22 protein-coding genes are annotated in these 18,733 nt (G+C 63.5%); 12 read left to right on the top strand and 10 right to left on the bottom strand.

Annotation, left to right across the window (positions count from 1 at the left end; translation table 11 throughout):
* The first annotated feature begins 39 nt into the window (after positions 1–39).
* From hisB to coaA, 7 genes are read left to right on the top strand one after another with little or no spacing between them, the layout of a single operon-like run.
* Positions 40–627, top strand: a complete 588-nt coding sequence (hisB, locus tag C7450_RS13345; RefSeq protein ID WP_110374939.1) for an imidazoleglycerol-phosphate dehydratase HisB — start codon at positions 40–42, stop codon at positions 625–627.
* Between the two features lie 26 nt (positions 628–653).
* The gene (locus C7450_RS13340) at positions 654–1,175 is read left to right on the top strand and encodes a DUF2628 domain-containing protein (RefSeq protein WP_110374938.1); all 522 of its coding nucleotides are present in this window, start codon (positions 654–656) and stop codon (positions 1,173–1,175) included.
* A complete protein-coding gene (gene hisH / locus C7450_RS13335) occupies positions 1,172–1,822 on the top strand; it encodes an imidazole glycerol phosphate synthase subunit HisH (protein ID WP_110374937.1) in 651 nt (216 codons plus the stop codon). The genes C7450_RS13340 and hisH overlap by 4 nt, the downstream gene beginning before the upstream one ends.
* A complete protein-coding gene (gene hisA, locus C7450_RS13330) occupies positions 1,819–2,574 on the top strand; it encodes a 1-(5-phosphoribosyl)-5-[(5-phosphoribosylamino)methylideneamino]imidazole-4-carboxamide isomerase (RefSeq protein WP_110375135.1) in 756 nt (251 codons plus the stop codon). The genes hisH and hisA overlap by 4 nt, the downstream gene beginning before the upstream one ends.
* 15 nt (positions 2,575–2,589) lie before the next feature.
* Positions 2,590–3,396, top strand: coding sequence for an imidazole glycerol phosphate synthase subunit HisF (gene hisF / locus C7450_RS13325; protein WP_110374936.1), 807 nt, complete (start codon positions 2,590–2,592; stop codon positions 3,394–3,396).
* Between the two features lie 37 nt (positions 3,397–3,433).
* The gene (locus tag C7450_RS13320; RefSeq protein WP_110374935.1) at positions 3,434–3,796 is read left to right on the top strand and encodes a phosphoribosyl-ATP diphosphatase; all 363 of its coding nucleotides are present in this window, start codon (positions 3,434–3,436) and stop codon (positions 3,794–3,796) included.
* 25 nt (positions 3,797–3,821) lie between these two features.
* The gene (coaA, locus tag C7450_RS13315) at positions 3,822–4,796 is read left to right on the top strand and encodes a type I pantothenate kinase (protein WP_110374934.1); all 975 of its coding nucleotides are present in this window, start codon (positions 3,822–3,824) and stop codon (positions 4,794–4,796) included.
* A 263-nt stretch (positions 4,797–5,059) separates the two neighbouring features.
* Here the strand turns inward: coaA and C7450_RS13310 are convergent, their stop codons facing one another.
* The 5 genes from C7450_RS13310 to C7450_RS13290 form a co-directional block, all read right to left on the bottom strand.
* Positions 5,060–6,058, bottom strand: a complete 999-nt coding sequence (locus C7450_RS13310) for an adenosine kinase (protein WP_110374933.1) — start codon at positions 6,056–6,058, stop codon at positions 5,060–5,062.
* Between the two features lie 208 nt (positions 6,059–6,266).
* On the bottom strand, positions 6,267–6,653 hold the full coding sequence (locus tag C7450_RS13305; protein ID WP_110374932.1) for a helix-turn-helix domain-containing protein: 387 nt from the start codon (positions 6,651–6,653) through the stop codon (positions 6,267–6,269).
* Positions 6,650–7,285: a Smr/MutS family protein gene (locus C7450_RS13300; RefSeq protein ID WP_110374931.1), complete on the bottom strand. Its 636-nt coding sequence runs from the start codon at positions 7,283–7,285 to the stop codon at positions 6,650–6,652. The genes C7450_RS13305 and C7450_RS13300 overlap by 4 nt, the downstream gene beginning before the upstream one ends.
* A complete protein-coding gene (mltA, locus tag C7450_RS13295) occupies positions 7,282–8,622 on the bottom strand; it encodes a murein transglycosylase A (protein WP_245449696.1) in 1,341 nt (446 codons plus the stop codon). The genes C7450_RS13300 and mltA overlap by 4 nt, the downstream gene beginning before the upstream one ends.
* A gap of 13 nt (positions 8,623–8,635) precedes the next feature.
* Positions 8,636–9,355 carry a Tim44/TimA family putative adaptor protein gene (locus C7450_RS13290; protein WP_110374930.1) on the bottom strand — a complete coding sequence of 240 codons (720 nt, stop codon included), beginning with the start codon at positions 9,353–9,355 and terminating at the stop codon, positions 8,636–8,638.
* A gap of 375 nt (positions 9,356–9,730) precedes the next feature.
* Here C7450_RS13290 and secB point away from each other — a divergent pair, with 375 nt between their 5' ends.
* Positions 9,731–10,219, top strand: coding sequence for a protein-export chaperone SecB (gene secB, locus C7450_RS13285; protein WP_110374929.1), 489 nt, complete (start codon positions 9,731–9,733; stop codon positions 10,217–10,219).
* 238 nt (positions 10,220–10,457) lie between these two features.
* Here secB and dnaQ read toward each other — a convergent pair whose 3' ends face one another.
* The 5 genes from dnaQ to C7450_RS13260 are packed head-to-tail and all read right to left on the bottom strand — an operon-like array spanning position 10,458 to position 14,116.
* On the bottom strand, positions 10,458–11,168 hold the full coding sequence (dnaQ, locus tag C7450_RS13280; protein WP_110374928.1) for a DNA polymerase III subunit epsilon: 711 nt from the start codon (positions 11,166–11,168) through the stop codon (positions 10,458–10,460).
* A 4-nt stretch (positions 11,169–11,172) separates the two neighbouring features.
* Positions 11,173–11,778, bottom strand: coding sequence for a dephospho-CoA kinase (gene coaE, locus C7450_RS13275; protein ID WP_110374927.1), 606 nt, complete (start codon positions 11,776–11,778; stop codon positions 11,173–11,175).
* A 5-nt stretch (positions 11,779–11,783) separates the two neighbouring features.
* Positions 11,784–12,653, bottom strand: coding sequence for a shikimate dehydrogenase (locus C7450_RS13270; protein WP_110374926.1), 870 nt, complete (start codon positions 12,651–12,653; stop codon positions 11,784–11,786).
* A 15-nt stretch (positions 12,654–12,668) separates the two neighbouring features.
* Positions 12,669–13,289 carry a Maf family protein gene (locus tag C7450_RS13265; RefSeq protein WP_110374925.1) on the bottom strand — a complete coding sequence of 207 codons (621 nt, stop codon included), beginning with the start codon at positions 13,287–13,289 and terminating at the stop codon, positions 12,669–12,671.
* On the bottom strand, positions 13,286–14,116 hold the full coding sequence (locus C7450_RS13260; RefSeq protein ID WP_110374924.1) for a pyruvate, water dikinase regulatory protein: 831 nt from the start codon (positions 14,114–14,116) through the stop codon (positions 13,286–13,288). The genes C7450_RS13265 and C7450_RS13260 overlap by 4 nt, the downstream gene beginning before the upstream one ends.
* 431 nt (positions 14,117–14,547) lie before the next feature.
* Here C7450_RS13260 and hemE point away from each other — a divergent pair, with 431 nt between their 5' ends.
* The 4 genes from hemE to C7450_RS13240 all read left to right on the top strand — a co-directional run bounded on the left by hemE (position 14,548) and on the right by C7450_RS13240 (position 18,667).
* The gene (gene hemE / locus C7450_RS13255; RefSeq protein WP_110374923.1) at positions 14,548–15,612 is read left to right on the top strand and encodes a uroporphyrinogen decarboxylase; all 1,065 of its coding nucleotides are present in this window, start codon (positions 14,548–14,550) and stop codon (positions 15,610–15,612) included.
* Between the two features lie 4 nt (positions 15,613–15,616).
* Positions 15,617–16,039 carry a protoporphyrinogen oxidase HemJ gene (gene hemJ / locus C7450_RS13250; RefSeq protein ID WP_110374922.1) on the top strand — a complete coding sequence of 141 codons (423 nt, stop codon included), beginning with the start codon at positions 15,617–15,619 and terminating at the stop codon, positions 16,037–16,039.
* Between the two features lie 212 nt (positions 16,040–16,251).
* Entirely contained in the window at positions 16,252–17,517 is a 1,266-nt protein-coding gene (gene rho, locus C7450_RS13245; RefSeq protein ID WP_110374921.1) for a transcription termination factor Rho, read from the top strand.
* A 214-nt stretch (positions 17,518–17,731) separates the two neighbouring features.
* Positions 17,732–18,667, top strand: coding sequence for a DUF4214 domain-containing protein (locus C7450_RS13240; RefSeq protein ID WP_110374920.1), 936 nt, complete (start codon positions 17,732–17,734; stop codon positions 18,665–18,667).
* The last annotated feature ends 66 nt before the right edge of the window (positions 18,668–18,733 follow it).

Here is an 18,733-nt window from a genome sequence, read left to right as displayed (position 1 = left end):
GCCAAGAGAATGCTGCTCGGCAGCCGAAGGAGACAAGTGATGCGGGCCGCGACCGTGAAACGCTGCACCAGCGAGACCGACGTGGCCGTCGAGGTTGATCTCGACGGTTCGGGCAAGGCTGAGATTGCGACGGGCGTTGGGTTTTTCGACCACATGCTCGAACTCTTCGCGCGCCACGCCCTGTTCGACATGAAGGTCAAGGCCACCGGCGATCTGCATGTCGACCAGCACCACACGGTCGAGGATGTCGGCATCGCGCTCGGCGAAGCCGTGCTCAAGGCGCTCGGCGAAAAGCGCGGCATCAAGCGCTATGCGAGCGTCGACCTGCCGATGGACGAGACGTTGAGCCGCGTCGTGGTCGACATCTCCGGCCGGCCGTTTCTCGTCTTCCGAACTGCCTTCCCCACCGAGAAGGTCGGCCAATTCGACACCGAGCTCGTGCGCGAATGGTTTCAGGCTTTCGCCGTCAACGCGCGCCTGACACTCCATGTCGAGACTTTCTATGGCGACAACGCTCACCATATTGCAGAGAGCTGCTTCAAGGGATTGGCCCGCGCCTTGCGTGCCGCTGTCTCCGTGGATGCACGCGAAGGTGAGCGTATCCCGTCGACGAAGGGCGCACTTTAGGGCGGTTTGGTGCGGGAGTTTTGGTGATGGCAGTGTACACGCTGCATGTCCCCACAGAGGACATGCCGGGCGATCCGGCAACGCTCGGCGAGGCCGTTGTCCTCAAGGACGGCTTCGCTTGGGGTGCCTTCATTTTCCAGGTCTTGTGGTGCCTGTACCATCGGCTCTGGCTGGTGGCGCTCGCTCTGGCGATCATCACCGGCGGTGTCAGCGCGGGGCTGCAGTGGTTTGGCCTGCCCTCCTTCGCCGTCACGGTGATCTCGCTCCTCATCGCAGCCTTCTTCGCCCTGGAAGCCAATGGACTCCGGCGGCGGGCGCTGGAGCGACGCGGCTTCAAGGCCGCCGGCGTCGTGGTGGCCGACAGCTATTCCGACGCGGAGGCACGCGCTTTCTCGGCCTGGCTCGGCGCGCGGCAGATGGGCGCCGCATCGCCGCGCCCGTCCACGCCGACCTCGGCCTATGACCCGCCCCCGCAACATGCCGCCGCGGCAACACCCGGCGCGCAACCGGTGCTCGGGCTGTTCCCCGAACAGGAGGGCCCGCGATGACCACGGCCATTGTCGATTATGGCTCCGGCAACCTGCACTCCGCCCACAAGGCCTTCGAGCGAGCGGCGCGCGAGGCCGGGCTCGCGGAGGTGATCACCGTGACATCCGATCCGGAGGTGGTTCTTGACGCGGAGCGCATCGTCCTACCGGGCGTCGGTGCCTTTGCGGATTGCAGGCGCGGCCTCGATGCGGTGCCGGGCATGGTCGAGGCACTCGAGACCGCTGTGCGGAATCGTGGTGCACCTTTTTTGGGCATCTGTGTCGGGATGCAGCTGCTGGCCACGCGCGGCCTCGAATATGAGATCACCCCGGGCCTCGACTGGATCGGCGGCGATGTTGCCCTGATCGAACCAGGCGCCGCCAGCCTGAAAATCCCGCATATGGGATGGAATACGCTGGTGGCGACGCGTGACCATGCGCTCCTCAAGGATCTCCGGACTGGACCGGGCGGCCTGCACGCCTATTTCGTGCATTCCTACGCGCTGAAGCCACGCGACCGGTCCGATCTCGTCGCGGAGACGGACTACGGCGGCGCGATCACCGCCATCGTCGCCCGCGACAATATCGCAGGCACCCAGTTTCACCCGGAGAAGAGCCAGGAGCTCGGTCTCTCGCTCATCGCCAATTTCCTGAGGTGGCGGCCATGATCTTGTTTCCCGCCATCGACCTGAAAGAGGGTCGTTGTGTGCGTCTGGTCCAGGGCGACATGGACCAGGCCACCGTGTTCAACGATGATCCGGCCGCGCAGGCTGAGACCTTCGCCGCGCAGGGCTTTTCGTGGCTCCATGTGGTGGATCTCGACGGCGCCTTCGCCGGCCGGCCGATGAACGCCGAGGCCGTGGAAGGCATCATCGCGCGCAGCGCGATGCCCCTCCAGCTCGGCGGCGGCATCCGCGACATGAAGACCGTCGACGGCTGGATCGAGCGCGGGATCACGCGCGTCGTCATCGGCACGGCGGCCGTCCGGGACCCGCAGTTCGTGCGCGAGGCGGCCCGTGTCCATCCCGGCCGGATTGCCGTGGGCATCGACGCCCGCGACGGTCGTGTCGCGGTGGAGGGCTGGGCACGGCTGTCGGAGATGACGGCCGAGGAACTCGCGCAGCGGTTCGAGGACGCCGGCGTCGCGGCGATCATCTATACCGACATCGCGCGTGACGGCATCCTCAAGGGGCTCAATGTCGAAGCGACGCTGCGCCTTGCCGAGGCCGTATCCATCCCGGTGATCGCCTCGGGTGGCCTTGCCTCCATCGACGACGTGAAGCGACTGCTCGAGCCGGATTGCGCCATTCTGGAAGGGGCAATCACCGGCCGCGCACTCTATGACGGGCGCCTCGACCCCGCCGAGGCGATGGCGTTGATCAAGGCCGCCGGGCGCACGCCCGCGCCCTTGGCCTCATAGGAGGGTATAGGCGTCATGCTGAAGGTGCGTCTCATTCCCTGCCTCGACGTCAAGGACGGCCGCGTCGTCAAGGGCGTACAATTCGTCGATCTGCGCGATGCCGGCGACCCCGTCGAGGCAGCGATCGCCTATGATGCCGCCGGGGCGGACGAATTGTGCTTCCTCGATATCACCGCGAGCCACGAAGACCGCGGGACACTGCTCGATGTCGTGCAGCGCACGGCCGAGGCCTGCTTCATGCCGCTGACGGTCGGCGGCGGCGTCCGCAGCGTCGAGGATATCCGCACGCTCCTGCTGGCGGGTGCCGACAAGGTCTCGATCATGACGGCGGCGGTGAAGAACCGCCAGTTCGTCCGTGAGGCCGCGGAGAAATTCGGCGATCAGTGCATCGTCGTCGCGATCGATGCCAAGAAGACCTCCCTGCCCGGCGCGCCTGATCGCTGGGAGATCTTCACCCATGGCGGGCGGACCCCGACGGGGCTCGATGCCGTCGCCTATGCCCAGGAAGTGGCCAGCCTCGGCGCCGGCGAACTGCTCGTGACCTCAATGGACCGTGACGGTACCCACGCCGGCTATGATCTCGCCCTGATGCGCGCGATTGCCGACAGCGTCAGCATTCCGGTGATCGCCTCCGGCGGCGTCGGCAATCTCGATCATCTTGTCGCGGGCGTTCGCGAGGGCCACGCCAGTGCCGTGCTCGCCGCCTCAATTTTTCATTTCGGCGACTATAGTATAAGTGAAGCCAAGGCTTATATGGCCGATGCCGGCCTGGCGATGCGTCTGGATCCCCCGCGGAGCGGTCCCCACCATCGAGCGGACTGACATCGACCGTCGCTTTTGTGGTTTGGACGCAAGGCCAATGACTGACGCCAGAACATCTGCCGCTACGGCCGACGTGCCGACTGCCGCCTTCACGCTCGCCGACTTGGCGGATATCGTCGCCACGCGGGCCAAGGCCGCGCCGGACCAGTCCTATACGGCCAAGCTGATGGCGAAACGTCCTGAAGCACCGGCGAAAAAATTGGGCGAGGAGGCGGTCGAAGTTGTGATCGCCGCCATGGCGGGTGATCGCCAGGCCCTGACCTACGAGGCAGCCGACCTGATCTATCACCTGCTTGTCGTTCTCGAAGCCGGTGATGTCAGTATCGCCGACGTTCTGGCCGAGCTGCAGCGTCGCACGGCCCAATCCGGCCTGGCGGAGAAAGCCCAGCGCCAGCGCTGATCCCCTCGACGACTGGAATCCGCCCATGGATGATCGCGTCACCCCATTTCCTGATCTCGAGGCCGATCTGTCACCCTACCGGATCTTCCGGCGGTCGGAATGGGCGGCCCTGCGCGCCGATACGCCGCTCACATTGACGGCGGACGAGGTCCTGCGCCTGCAGTCCCTCAACGATATCATCTCCCTGTCGGAGGTGTCGGAGATCTATCTGCCCCTGTCGCGGCTGCTCTCCCTCTATGTGGCGGCAACCCAAGGGCTGTTCCGCGCGACCCAGCGCTTCCTGCTGGCCGACGAGAACGGCAAGGTTCCCTATATCATCGGCGTTGCCGGCTCGGTCGCCGCGGGCAAATCCACGACTGCCCGCGTGCTGCAGGCGCTTCTTGCCCGCTGGCCCAATACGCCGAAGGTGGACCTCATCACGACGGATGGATTCCTCCTGCCGAATGCCGAACTCCACCGGCTAGGTCTGATGCAGCGCAAGGGCTTTCCCGAGAGCTACGACACCCAGGCGCTCTTGCGCTTCCTGACGGATATCAAGGCCGGCAAGCGGCAGGTCGCGGCGCCGGTCTATTCGCATCTCGTGTATGACTTCGTGCCGGGCGAGACCACCGTCATCGATCGGCCGGACATTCTCATCGTCGAGGGATTGAACGTGTTGCAGCCGGCGCGCCTGCCGCGCGATGGCAAGGCCATCCCGTTCGTGTCCGACTTCTTCGATTTCTCGATTTACGTGGATGCGGACGAAGAACACCTGCACGACTGGTATGTGAGCCGCTTCATGCGGCTGCGCGAGACGGCCTTCCGCGATCCGAAGTCCTACTTCGCGAAATACGCTGTCGTTTCGATGGAAGAGGCGCTGGCGACCGCCGAGAGCCTCTGGGCCGGCATCAACCTTCCCAACCTGCGCGAGAACATCCTGCCGACGCGCCGACGCGCCAGCCTCATCCTGAAAAAGGGCGACAGCCACCGCATCGAGGAAGTCGCGCTGCGGCGGTTGTGAGCAAGTCCGCAAGGCGCGGGTTACCTCTCCCCGGCGGGGAGAGGTCGGACGCGTAGCGTCCGGGTGAGGGCGACTGGAGCAAGGCCGTCTGTTGCGGACTTGCTCCACTCAGAAATTAACTAGCAAATTCAAGAGCTTAGATGGTATCAGACGATTCCATCCAAGCCGGATTTGCTCGAGCGGTTCCCCGGCCCCTCATCCTGTCCTTCTCCCCGCCGGGGAGAAGGAACCCCAAGGTCGACACGACGTGCTGGTGCAACCGCTCAGACAGGCAAACCGTTGTCCACCGCGCGCTGCTTGAGATCCTGCTCCGGGCGGGCGCCGACATGCTGGATCACCTCGCTCGCCGCCAATGCGCCGTGATGGGCGCAGGTGCGCAGGTCGAGATCGCGCGCGAGACCGAAGAGAAAGCCGGCCGCGAACTGATCACCGGCACCTGTCGAGTCGACGAGGGTCTCGATGGGCTCGGCGGGTACGGCGAGCGTTTCCTCGCGCGTCACCACCACGACGCCCTTCTCGGAGCGGGTCACCACGCCGAGCAGGTTTTCCTCACGCAGATAGCTGAGAGCCGAATCGAAATCCGCCGTCTGGTAGAGGCTCGTGAGCTCCGATTCGTTGGCGAACAGGATGTCGACCGCCCCGGTGCGCATCAGACCGCGGAATTCCTCGCGATAACGGTCAACGCAGAACGAATCCGACAGGGTCAGCGCCACCTTGCGGCCGGCCGCGTGGGCGATGCGCCCGGCCTTGACGAAGGCCTCCTTCGCGGCCGGCGGATCCCACAGGTAGCCCTCCAGATAGACGATCGCGGCCGCGGCAATGGTCTCTTCGTCGATGTCGGCCGGCGCGAGATCCTGGCTTGCGCCGAGATAGGTATTCATCGTGCGCTCGCCGTCGGGCGTGACCAGGATGAAGCTGCGCGCCGTAGCCGGGCCATCGGCGGCCGGCGTCGTCTCGAAATCGATACCGAGCGCCCGGATGTCGTGGGTGAACAATCCCCCGAGCTCATCCGCCTTCACCTTGCCGATGAAGGCCGCAGACGCACCAAGCGAAGCAAGACCGGCAATGGTGTTGGAGGCGGACCCGCCGGACATGACCGTGACGGGCCCCATGGCGGCATAGAGCGCCTCGGCCCGCGCCTCGTCGATCAAGGCCATGCCGCCCTTGCGCAGATTGTGGGTGAGGAGGAAGTCCTCATCCGTGCGAGCAATGACATCGACGATGGCATTGCCAATGCCCAGCACGTCATAGCGGCGCGTCATCCAATTCCCTTTCGAGCCTGGAGCATTTTCGCGCGTGGTGAACACCGGTACGCGTGAAGAAAATGCGCAGAAACAAAGACCCGGAGCGGGTCCGTCTGTCGCGGACCTGCCCCCCTTAAGAAGCGACGAGCGGGCACTGAGCCCTCTGGCCGCGCACTAAGCATTGCCGGGCTTGGGGGGTCAAGCATAGCCCGACCCGTCCAAGCGATCAGTCGGCGGACATGGGCCCTGGCTCATCGTCCTCGCGCTCGCCCAGGATCAGCAACAACCGCCGAACCTGGACCGGCGGCAACGCGCCGATGGCCCGCGCCAGACGATTGGCGAGCAGCGTTGCTTCCGGGCTGAGGCCCGCCGTATCGATCACGATACGGGGATGCGAGAGCTCGGCAAGCCGGATGAGCTCGTCCGCCTCATCCCAGATGATATTGAAATACTGGAGGATGGATTGCATCAGCGCCCAGGTCGGCCGCCCGCGTCGGCCATGCTCCAGCGCCGACAGATAGGCGCTCGAGACATCGAGCGCCTCTGCCATGTCTTTCAGGGTCACGCCACGCTCGCGCCGCAGCTCACGGATCCGCGCGCCGAACGGCGTCATGGCCGCTCCTCGCGCCTTCGGCGCAGGCGCACATAAAGCGCGCCAGTGCCGCCGTGATGCCGCCCGGCCTCCCCATAGCCCAGAACCACCGATCGCAGTTCCGCAGAGGCGAGCCACTGGGGGACCAGCCGGCGCAACACACCGCGCTCCCCGAACATGAGATCCCTCCCCTCATCGCCGCCGCCCTTGCCGGTGACGACCACCACGATCCGCTTCTGCTCCCGCTGCGCCCGCCGCACAAAGCCGATCAGGGCCGCATGCGCTTCGGTCTGCCGCATGCCGTGGAGATCGAGAACGGCCTCGATCGCTTCCGTCCCACGTCGCAGCGCCAGACGCTGGCGGCGTTCCAGAGGCGCAAGCGGGGGGATTTTGGGAGCGGCGGGCTTCTGCGGCGCGGCTTTGCCAACACCCTTCTTCCCCCCGGCTTTAACCCCGAGCTTATCCGCAAGCGCCTGCGTCGCTCGCGCGATGTCCTTCGATTCGCCTCCGGATTGACCGTCCGAACCGGGGTCAGGTTCCTCCGGTGGTAGGGCCGGTATGGCCCGCCCGGGCAAGGGTTTCACACCCTTCACGACATGATGCCATAGGGCGATCTCCTCCTTATCGAGCGCGCGGCCGCGCCGGCGTCTCATGGCCTGGCCCCACCACCCGGCACAGATGCCCGGCGTGGCAGAAGAACCACGAACTGCCCGGGATGGCGGATCAATCCAGCCCTGTCCCCCGCCGCGGGGCCGCTGCCGAAGAAGATATCGCCGCGCGCCGGCCCCAGTATGGCCGAGCCCGTGTCCTGCGCGACCATCAACCTTCGGAACGGCTCAAGGCTTTCGTCGGGGCGCGGCAGCTCCGCCTCGATCCAGAACGGCAGACCGTAGGACCAGAGCTTGCTGTCGATCGCAAGACTGCGCCCGGGAACAAGCTGGACAGACGACCCGCCGAGCGGGCCCCGCGCGGGATCGAGCTCATCCGCCACACGGAAGAAAATATACGAGCGGTTCTGCCGCATGAGCCGCCGGCCAATTTCGGGATTGGCCTTGAGCCAAGCCACCAGCTTGGGCGTGTTGAGCTCGGCCGGCGGAAGGCCCGTCTCGACGGCCACCATACGGCCAAGCGAACGATAGGGCTGCCCGTTGCGGCCGGCATAGGCCAGCCGGATGACACGGCCATCATCGATTCGCACCCGAACCGACCCTTGGATATGCGCAAGAAAGGCGTCGATGGGGTCGAGATAGGCGAGCGGCCGCGCCTTCGCGCCGAGGGCGCCGTCCTCGATGGCGGCTCTGTCGGGATAGGGCTCGAGGCCCGTGGCGGTCCGCCGTGCGGCCGTGAGCGCGGCGTTCGGCTCTGGCAGACGTTCACCCTTCTCGAGGGTGACGAGATCGTCAGGGCGACCGAGAAGCGGCGTGGTGAAAGTCGCGTCCGGCTGCAAGCTCCCACGATACTCCGGCTCGAAATAGCCGGTGAGGAAGCCATTGCCCTGTGCTGGCACGACGCGGAAAGCCGCGAAATTTCGCTCGAAGAAGCGGCGCGCCGCAGGCTGCGTCCGCGGGGGGTTCTTCAGGGCATGCTGGCAGATGCCGGTCAAACTCCACGACGTCGGAGTGGCCGGCTGCCGGTCGCTCGTGGATTGACGGATCGCCTCGCAGGATCTGAGGAATGTGCGAAAGGCTGCCCGGTGATCGTCCCTTTTCCAGCCATCGAGAGCGGGAAAGGCGACGGGCTCGAGACGCGCGTCGCCGACCTCCCGGATAGCCGCCGGGAATGCCGGCGAGGCGATGGAGGCCAGGGCAAGGCCAGCGGCCAGCAGAACAAGCCCGCACCCCGTGAACGGCGATTGCCCGGGCCGAATAGCCTTTCGATGCGGTGATGGGGCGCTTTCGGCGACTGGTGAAATGCGGCAACCCTGCAGCGCGGCGTTAAGGCGACCGGAGATCCCCGCGCGATGAATACCGATGCCGATGCCGGGTCGCACCGTCCCGGGCCCGCTACTGAGCCGCTTCGGTCGCGACCAGTTGCCAGTTGGGATCGCGGCCACCTACCGTGCGCGCAAAGGTCCAGACATCGGTGACGGTGACAACCGTCTCGGCGCTGCCGTCGATAACGACGCCGGCGGCGTCACGGGTCGCGGTGATGAGCTTCGAGGTGAAGCGCACGGTCGCCTGGGCCAGCTTGCCCTTGAGGTCCACAGCGAGAAGTTCGGCACCGTCGATCGAGACAAAGGTGGTCTCAATCTTTTCGCCGCGCTTCTCGCGTTCACCGATCTCGCGGTCGAAGCCTTCGAACACGTCCTTCGACAGGAGGCCCTTGAGGCTCTTTCGATCGCCCTGCGCAAAGGCCATCACGATCATCTCGTAGGCCATCTTGGCGCCACTGAGAAACTCCTGCGGATTGAAGCTCGGTTCAGCGCGAACCAGAGCATCGAGACCCGCCGCGAGCGGGGTCCCCGGCTCCGCAATGCCCTTCCAGCGATTCGCATTAGCTTCCGCGTCTGGGCCGGCGTCATTGGCTGCGCCTGGCAGGCGCACCACATTGTCGCCATTCGTGGTCCCGTTGGCGGGCTTCATGGGCGGATCGCGGCGCGCGAAGGGATCGTTCGGGGGGCGCTCATTGCCCGTGCGCTGCCCAAGCACCGACCGGAGGCGCCAGATCACGAACACCGCGAGCGCGAGGAAGACTATGGTCGTTACGTCAAAACCGTCTTGCATGGTTATCAGTCGTCTCGTGCTCGTACCCTGGCGTCAAGTCCCACGGTTCGCTTCATAGCCACAAAGACCATTGTCGTCCGATACCGCTCGATAGATATGGGGCCTTGCGCTCGTAACATCCACCGTCGCAGCAAACAAGAGATCGCTGGCTCACAAGGCTGCGGGATTGGGACCATGATGCCTTGTCGGTGACCGGCTTTCCATGCTAGCCCCCAGCGGCTGGAGCCGGGAAATTCTGTGAGGCTTCGGTAGATCATTCAGAACGGCCCGGTTCCGACAGGGATCCGTCGCCGATCGACGAGTCCCGGTCCGGGGAGCGCGGATGCCTTCCGGAACCCCGTTTTCCATCATCCGTCAATCCGGAGAAGTTTCGACATGTCCGACATCTCAACCAACGGCACCGGCGCTCCTGCCGACACCGCGCCCTCACTGAACGCCCTGGCACAGTACATCAAGGATCTCTCCTTCGAGAACCCCAACGCCCCGCGCTCGCTGACGCCGCAGCAGCAGGGTCCGGAAATCTCGATCCAGGTCAATGTCGGTGCCAACCAGCTCGCCGAGACCGATTTCGAGGTCGATCTCACCCTCGAAGGCAAGGCAACCATCGGTAATGACGTCCTGTTCGTCTTCGAGCTGGTTTATGGCGGCGTGTTCCGTCTGCGCAATATCCCGCAGGAGCATCTGCACCCGACCGTGATGATCGAGTGCCCGCGCCTGCTCTTCCCCTTCGCCCGGCAGATTGTGGCGGACAGCGTGCGCAACGGCGGTTTTCCGCCCCTGTTCATCGACCCGATCGACTTTGCGGCGCTTTACCGCCAGAAGCTGTCGGAAGTGCAGCAGCCGCAGCCGACCGCCCAGGCCTGATCGACCAAGCCTGATCGGAGTGGATATCGGCCCATTCGGGCATCCGAGGGTTCCCGGCCACGGGCCGGGGACAACCGGGGGAAGCCGAGCCTCAGCCGTCATGGCCGGGCTTTGTCACTGAAGTCGGGCGGCCCGACTTCAGCTTGTCCAACGCGGCGCCCTCCCAGTCGGGATCCCCGGCACAAGGCCGGGGATGACGCCGGCGGAGGCAGGCGCCTCAAACGGTTCGGAAAACGTTCTAGGCCTCGGTTGAGACGCCATAGCGCGTCCAAATGGGCGCTTCGCCCAGGGTCGTCACAAATTTGCGATGAGCGTCGCGTTCGGCGTCACTCAGGAGCGACGGAAGCGGTTCCGGCCGCTCAATCGCTCGCCCTGAGCCTTGCGACACCGAGATGGTGGTGCGGATCATCCCGGCGACGGCAAGCCCCAGATCGGTCTGCCGGCCACCGATAAGTTCCAGATACACATCCGCCAGGATCTCCGAATCGAGCAAAGCCCCGTGTTTGGTGCGGCGGGAATTGTCGATGCCGTAGCGTGCGCACAGGGCGTCGAGACTGTTCGGCCCACCCGGATGCTTGCGCCGCGCCAGCATGAGCGTGTCGATGACAGTGGTCGGCTCGATAGGTGGATAACCAAGTCGCGTCAGCTCGGAATCGAGAAACCCGATATCGAAGGCGGCGTTGTGGATGACGAGACGCGCATCCTGGATGAATGCGATGAATTCGGCGGCAACATCCGCGAACAGTGGTTTATCGGAGAGAAATTGATTGGACAGCCCATGCACATCGAAAGCAGCGGGCGCGACGGGATATTGCGGATTTATATATTTGTGAAACGTGAGCCCGGTCGGCAAATGGTTGATCAGTTCGACACCACCGATTTCGACAATGCGATCCCCGGTCAGATGATCAAGGCCGGTGGTTTCCGTGTCGAGCACGATCTCACGCATCACATCAGTCCTTCGTCTCGCCTGTCCGGGCGGCGATACTAGCAATGATCGCATCGACCTGAGCTTCCGCGTCGGCCAATCCGCGGCCGGTGTCCACAATGAAATCCGCCCGTCGCCGCTTCTCGGCATCGGGCATCTGTTTCACGTGAATCAGGGCGAAGCGCTCCGGTGTCATGTCCGGACGCGCCAGAACGCGCTCGCGCTGGATCTCGGGCGCGGCGGTCACCACCAGGACCGCATCGCATTCTTTATCCGCGCCCGTCTCGTAAAGAAGGGGGACGTCGAAAACCACGAGGGGTGCTCCGGCGGCGCGGGCGCGCGCGAGCAAATCATCCCTGTCCGCCCGGACGAGGGGATGGATCAGACGCTCGAGCGCGGCCATACGGTCGGGATGACCGATGACCTTGGCCCCAAGCTTTGCGCGATCGACGACACCATCCACCGTCGTACCTGGAAATTCCGCCTCGACGAGCGGTGCGGCTCGCCCCCGGTAAAGCCGATGGACCGCCTCGTCAGCATCATGGACGGGCACTCCCCGCGACCTGAATATGGCCGCGGTCGTCGATTTGCCCATGCCGATCGAACCGGTCAGGCCCAGGATGAAGGTCATGCCGATCAGTTCCCCGGGTAGTGCCGCAGGACGTCCGACGCGATATGCTCCCGCAGCTTGGGCGTGACCCGTGGCAGGACCCCGAACCAGCGCTCAAAACCGGGTACGGCCTGATGCAGCAACATGCCGAGGCCGTCTACGCCGAGGATGCCGCGGGACCTCGCCTGGGCGAGAAGCTCGGTCTCAAGCGGTACATAAACGATGTCGTTGACAACCGCATTGACCGGGAGACCGGTGAGGTCGATCACCAGCCGATCCTGGCCGAACATGCCGAGCGAGGTCGCATTCACGAGAAGCTTGGTTTGTGGCAGGACTTTGCCGATATCCTGCCACGGCGCGGCCTCCACCCGGCCATTGGATGCGCCCCTGAAACGCTCGGCCAGGGCTTCCGCGCGGCTGAAGCTTCTATTGGAGATCAGCACCCGCTGGACGCCGCGTGTGAGCAGGGCATAGACCACCGCCTTGGCGGCGCCGCCGGCTCCCAGCACGAGGGCGACCTCTGCGCGGGCGTCCCAGCCGGGAGCACCTTCATCGAGATTGCCGAGGAAGCCCGCAACATCCGTGTTGTCACCGCAGAGTTCGCCGTCCTCGTTCAGCCAGAGCGTATTGGCGGCATCGAGAGCCGCGGCCGTATCGCCGAGATGAACGATATGGGGAATGACCGCTTCCTTGTGCGGAACGGTGACATTGGCACCGACGTAGCCGCGTTCTGCCAGGCTCGTCACGAAGGCGCCGAGATCATCCGGGGCGACATCCACTTTTTCATAGGCGCCCGCCAGCCCATGCTCCCTGAGCCAATGGCCATGGATCAGCGGCGAGCGGGAATGACCGATGGGATGACCAATGACACAGGCTTTCGGCAACGTGGCGGACATCGATCGCGGTTCCTATCAGGCAAGCACGGCTTCACGGCGCAGCGCCGGAAGGATCGAAAGCAGGGGCAGGCCGAGAATGGTGAAATGATCTCCGACGATCGTTGAGAACAGATGGATGCCGAGCCCCTCAAGTTGATAGCCGCCCACGCTCAGGGTCACCGCCTCACCCGCTGCCGCGAGATAGCGCGTGATGAAGGCCGCGTCCATGGCCCGCATGGTCAGCGCAGCGCTCGAAACCGTCTCGAAAACAATCCGACCGTCGCGCGCCAGCGCTGCCGCCGCATGAAGATGATGCGTTCGGCCGGCCAGTGCGCTCAATTGGCGGCGGGCGGCTTCCCTGTCTGCAGGCTTGGAGAAGGATCGTCCCTCGCAATCCAGGGTCTGGTCGCCTCCAAGCACCAACCGTCCCGGGAGCCGATGGCTGACCGCCAGGGCCTTGGCCCGGGCTAGGGCCAAGGCCACGTCCATCGGCGATGCACCGGCCGCCTTGAGCGGGGCTTCGACGGCGCGTTCATCGACGGCCGGATCCATTGTTTCCACGGGAATGCCGGCGGCGCTGACCAGGAGGCAGCGCGTCGCGCTCGTCGAGGCGAGAATAAGCGCTTCGGGCGAGAGCCAGAGGTCCGTTGACGTCATAGGGCGATGAATTTCAAACGATGATCGCGGTGGAGCTCGATGATCGTCGCCGCCGTCTCCTCGATCGAGCGGCGCGTGACATCGATCACCGGCCAGTTGTTGCGCGAGCACAAGCGTCGTGACTGGGCAATTTCCTCGGCCACCTTATCGCGGTCCACATAAGCCGAATCCTCATCTGCACGCAGGCTGAGCAGCCGGTTGCGACGAATCTCCACGATGCGCTCGGGTGTCGCGATCAACCCGACGATCAAGGGCTTGCGTGCCTCCATCACCTGCGGCGGCACGGGAACGCCTGGCACCAGCGGAATATTGGCTGTCTTGATGCCGCGATTCGCCAGATAGATGCTGGTCGGGGTCTTCGATGTGCGGCTGACGCCAAGCAACACGACATCCGCCGCGTCGACATCGTCGGCCATCTGCCCATCATCATGCATCAGCGTGAAATTCATCGCTTCGATGCGCCGGAAGTAATCCGCGTTCAAGGTATGCTGCGCACCGGGGCGCGCCAGCGATGCCATACCGAGATAGGATTCGAACAGCCGCTGAACGGGATCGAGCACATGCAGGCAGGGTGAACTCGCCGCGATACAAGCCGCCTCCAGCATCGCGGCGAGATCCGGCTCGACCAAGGTATAGAGAACGATGCCCGGCGCCGCGTCGATCTCGGCGATGACGCGTTCAAGCTGCGCCTTGGATCGCACGAGCGGATAAACATGTTCGATCGCCGATATTCCCTCATACTGGGCGGCCGCAGCGCGGCTGACCGCAATGAGTGTCTCGCCGGTCGAATCGGACACGAGATGAATATGGAAGTAGCTGCGACTCAAGGACTTTTCCCGGACTTCCTGCGGCCTGTGCGGCGCACCCGCGCCACCCCAAGCCAATAGAGCAATCAAGTGGATGAAGCGTTGACGACTGTGGAGAACGTCCGTCCGCATCAAGGCGCGCCGCCCCACTGTGACTTGAGTGGCCGAGACGATCAACAGCGAGCTTCTTATGGACGGATTCAGCAGGGGTCATACCGCGGGAATGGGGACAGTCCGGACTCAATCACGCCGCAATCGTTAACAAACCATGAAGATTAACGGTTTGTTAAGATCTGTGGCTGGCCCTCCTGTGGCCTTGTGGCGTATCGCCCTTGCCGAGGAAGCTGGGGACGATCTGTGGACGGCGTTGGAGCATGGGTCATGCCCTGCCCAGTAGAAACAACAGAATCCAGAATCTAGAATAAGATAATATTTGAGAAGAGAGAGATGGTGTGACCAGCGTCCTGCGAACCTCCCAAAGCCAGAGCCCCTTGATCCTGAGAACGCTTTCCGGAGAAGCGACGACCCCACCTCCCCTTTGGATGATGCGCCAGGCCGGGCGCTACCTGCCGGAATATCGCGCCCTGCGGGCCGAGGCCGGGTCGTTCCTCGACCTCTGCTACACGCCGCGTTTGGCCACGGAGGTCACGCTTCAACCCATTCGCCGCTTCGGTTTTGACGCGGCCATCCTGTTCAGCGACATCCTTGTCGTTCCCCACGCGCTCGGCCAGGAGCTCTGGTTTGCCGAAGGTGAGGGTCCGCGTCTCGCGCCGGTCACGACGGCGGCCGATCTCGCGCAGCTGCGGGAGGATCTGGACCCTGACCGGATCGGAGCGGTCCTGGAGACCGTCGCACAAGTGCGGGCTATCCTGCCGCGCGAGACGGCCCTGCTCGGCTTCTGCGGGGCTCCCTGGACGGTGGCGACCTATATGGTCGCCGGCAGAGGGACACCCGATCAGGCGCCCGCGCTCGATCTCGCCGCCAGGGACCCGCAGCTCTTCAAGGCGATTATCGACCGTCTTGTCGGGCAATCGACGCGCTATCTCGTCAGCCAGCTTCAGGCGGGCGCCGACGCGGTCCAGATCTTCGACAGCTGGGCTGGCGCGCTTATCGGCGATGAAGCGCTTTACCGCCGCTGGTGTCTGGAACCGATCTCGCGGATTGTCAGCGGCGTTCGTGCGGAAGTGCCCGATGCGAAGATCATTGGTTTTCCCAAGGGCAGCAGCCGCTTCTACCCGCTTTTCGCGGAGGAGAGCGGTGTCGATGCGGTGGGGCTCGATCAAGGCTTGGGGCTGGATGACGCCCGCGCCGTCCAGGCGATCCGACCGGTCCAGGGCAACCTCGACCCTGAAGTGCTGCTCTCGGGTGGCGATGGGCTCGATCGGGCTATTGACGCCATTCTGGAGGCTTTGGGCGGCCGGCCGCATATCTTCAACCTTGGCCATGGCATTCTGCCGCAGACCCCCATCCAGCACGTGGAAAGGCTCGTCAAGCGGGTGCGTGGCGGGTTAGGTTGAGCCCATGTATGAATGGATCAAAGCCTTCCACGTTATTTCCGTCATCGCCTGGATGGCGGGCATGCTCTATTTGCCACGCCTCTTCGTTTATCACGTGGATGCCCCGGTCGGTTCGGATCGCTCGGAAACCTTCAAGGTCATGGAGCGGCGCCTGCTGAAGGCCATCATCAACCCGGCCATGATCGCAACGTGGGTTTCCGGCCTCTATATCGCCTATCTCGGCGGCTGGTTTTCCTTCGGATGGCTGCACGGGAAGCTGCTTCTGGTCGTTCTTCTGTCTGGCGTTCACGGTTTTTTTGCTGGCGAGCAGCGCAGGCTTGCCGGCGACATTCGCAAGCGCACGGCGCGATTCTATCGTATTGTGAACGAGATACCGACCCTCCTGATGATCGGCATCGTGATCCTCGTTGTGGTCAAACCTTTTTGATTTCATGACGTCGGGGCTTGAGAGCCGCCTCAAAAGCGGCTATGGAAATCCCATCCTTCCTTTGAACAGGTTGGCGTGCGCCATGGGCTCCACCATGCGTCGCCTCTTTCCGGTAGCAAGTTATCCCTAGCGCTACCCCCTCTACCTGTCAGTTCCCCTTCTTTCGTGGCCGGCCTTCTTCGGGCCTGCCCTTACATTTTGAGAGAGTCTCCATGCGGGAGATCAAGCTTCAGGACCTCAAGTCCAAGACGCCAACCGAGCTTTTGACTTCGGCTGAGGAGCTCGAGGTCGAAAACGCCAGCATCATGCGCAAACAGGAATTGATGTTTGCGATCTTGAAGCAGCTGGCTGCGCGCGAAATCGAGATTATCGGCGAAGGCGTCGTCGAGGTTCTACAGGACGGTTTCGGTTTTCTCCGCTCTTCCGATTCCAATTATCTGGCGGGGCCGGATGACATCTACATCTCGCCCTCGCAGATCCGCCGCTTCGGCCTGAGGACCGGCGACACCGTCGAAGGACCTATCCGCGGTCCCAAGGAAGGTGAGCGCTATTTTGCGCTGCTCAAGGTCAATACGATCAATTTCGAGGATCCCGAGAAGATCCGGCACAAGGTGCACTTCGACAACCTGACGCCGCTCTATCCGGATGAGAGGCTACGCCTCGAGATCGAGGATCCAACCAAGAAGGACTACTCGGCGCGAATCATCGATATCGTTTCGCCGATCGGTAAGGGCCAGCGTGCCCTCATCGTTGCGCCGCCGCGGACCGGTAAGACCGTCCTTCTGCAGAACATCGCCCAGTCGATCACCACGAATCACCCCGAGTGCTACCTCATCGTCCTGCTCATCGACGAGCGGCCTGAGGAAGTCACCGACATGCAGCGCTCCGTGAAGGGTGAGGTGATTTCCTCGACCTTCGACGAACCAGCCTCGCGTCACGTGCAGGTCGCTGAAATGGTGATCGAGAAGGCGAAACGTCTGGTCGAACATGGCCGGGACGTGGTCATCCTGCTCGATTCCATCACCCGTCTCGGCCGTGCCTACAACACGGTCGTGCCGTCATCCGGCAAGGTGCTGACGGGCGGTGTGGATGCCAATGCGCTCCAGAGGCCGAAGCGCTTCTTCGGTGCGGCCCGCAATATCGAGGAGGGCGGTTCGCTCACCATCATTGCGACGGCTCTGATCGATACCGGCAGCCGCATGGACGAGGTGATCTTCGAAGAGTTCAAGGGTACGGGCAATTCGGAAATCATTCTCGACCGCAAGGTTTCCGACAAGCGCGTTTTCCCGGCGCTCGATATCACCCGTTCCGGTACGCGTAAGGAAGAGCTGCTCACGCCGGCGGATATCCTCAAGAAGACCTATGTGCTCCGACGCATTCTGAACCCGATGGGCACGGTCGACGCCATCGAGTTCCTGCTCGACAAGCTGCGGCAGACCAAGTCCAATGGGGAATTCTTCGATTCCATGAATACCTGAAGAACGACGGACAAGAGGACAACCCGGCCGGCTCGACGGTCAAGTTGTCTTTTGCCTCACAAGCCGCCGGGCATCCCGTTCCGGCGGCTTTTTTGCGTCCTGGGGCTTACTGCCAATTCCGTGACATCCGGCGCGATCGTTGCAACCCCCAGCCATAAGAGCTTTCGGCTTTCCCGTAACGGAACAACGAAGCATTCAAAGCGGGGTTTATGGCATGGTTATCGATTTGACGCCGACGAGCGGTGTTTCGTTTCGGGATTACCTGACACTTGGAAATTCCTATTCCGTGGCCTACGCCTATGGCGGCAACGACACGATCGAGGGCAACGCGCGCGGTGGCTTCAACCTTGCCATGGGAGGCAAGGGCGAGGACGGCTATATCGTGAACGGCGATATGATCGTGGCCGATAGCGGCGGGTATGACTACGTCACGATGCACGGCATCTCCTGGTCATCCGCGACCAGTCACGTCGCGACGATCGACAACCGCCATCTCGTCCTGTGGGATACCGCGAGCGACACATCGGTCATTGTGCTTGACTGGCTCGATCCCGGTAAACAGGTGGAACTCTACCACTTCAATGATGTCACGCTGAGCTGGGGCGAGATCGCCTATTATCTGCCAGGCAAGGACAGCTTCATCGGTGACATTTCCTGGGAAGGGCTGGGCGGGCTGGGCCTCAATGGGGTCCTATCCAACGATGCCAACGACACGATCAACTTCCACCGGGAACAGGAAGCCTATGGCTCAAACAAGGCGGATGCCGAGGCTGTCGGTCGCCTCTATGAAGCGGGCCTTGGGCGGAAGGCGGATATCGCCGGGCTGAACTTCTGGTACGACGTTCACGCTGATGGAAATTCCGAACTCGTCATTGCGCGCGAATTTCTCAAGAGTGCCGAATTTACAAAAAACTTCGGCAACGCGTCCACGATGAGCAATCGTGATCTGGTCGAGGCCATGTATGAGAACGTGCTCGGCCGCGGTAGCGATGGTGAGGGAGCGGCCTTCTGGATCGGTCAGCTGGAGAGCGGATACGGCCGGGAAAATCTTCTCGTCGCCTTCGCTGATAGTGCCGAGAATCTGAGCCAGAGCGATTACCTGCATTCGCTTGCATGGAATGCCTCGACCGGCGACTGGTACTTTGCCTGATTGCCGGGAACGGCCGGATTGAGTCCCACACAGGGCTCGCTGCGACCCGGAGCCCAGGTTGCGCGG

Source organism: Chelatococcus asaccharovorans (assembly GCF_003201475.1).
Classification (GTDB): Bacteria; Pseudomonadota; Alphaproteobacteria; order Rhizobiales; family Beijerinckiaceae; genus Chelatococcus; species Chelatococcus asaccharovorans.
This window is presented reverse-complemented; position numbering and strand designations above follow the sequence as displayed.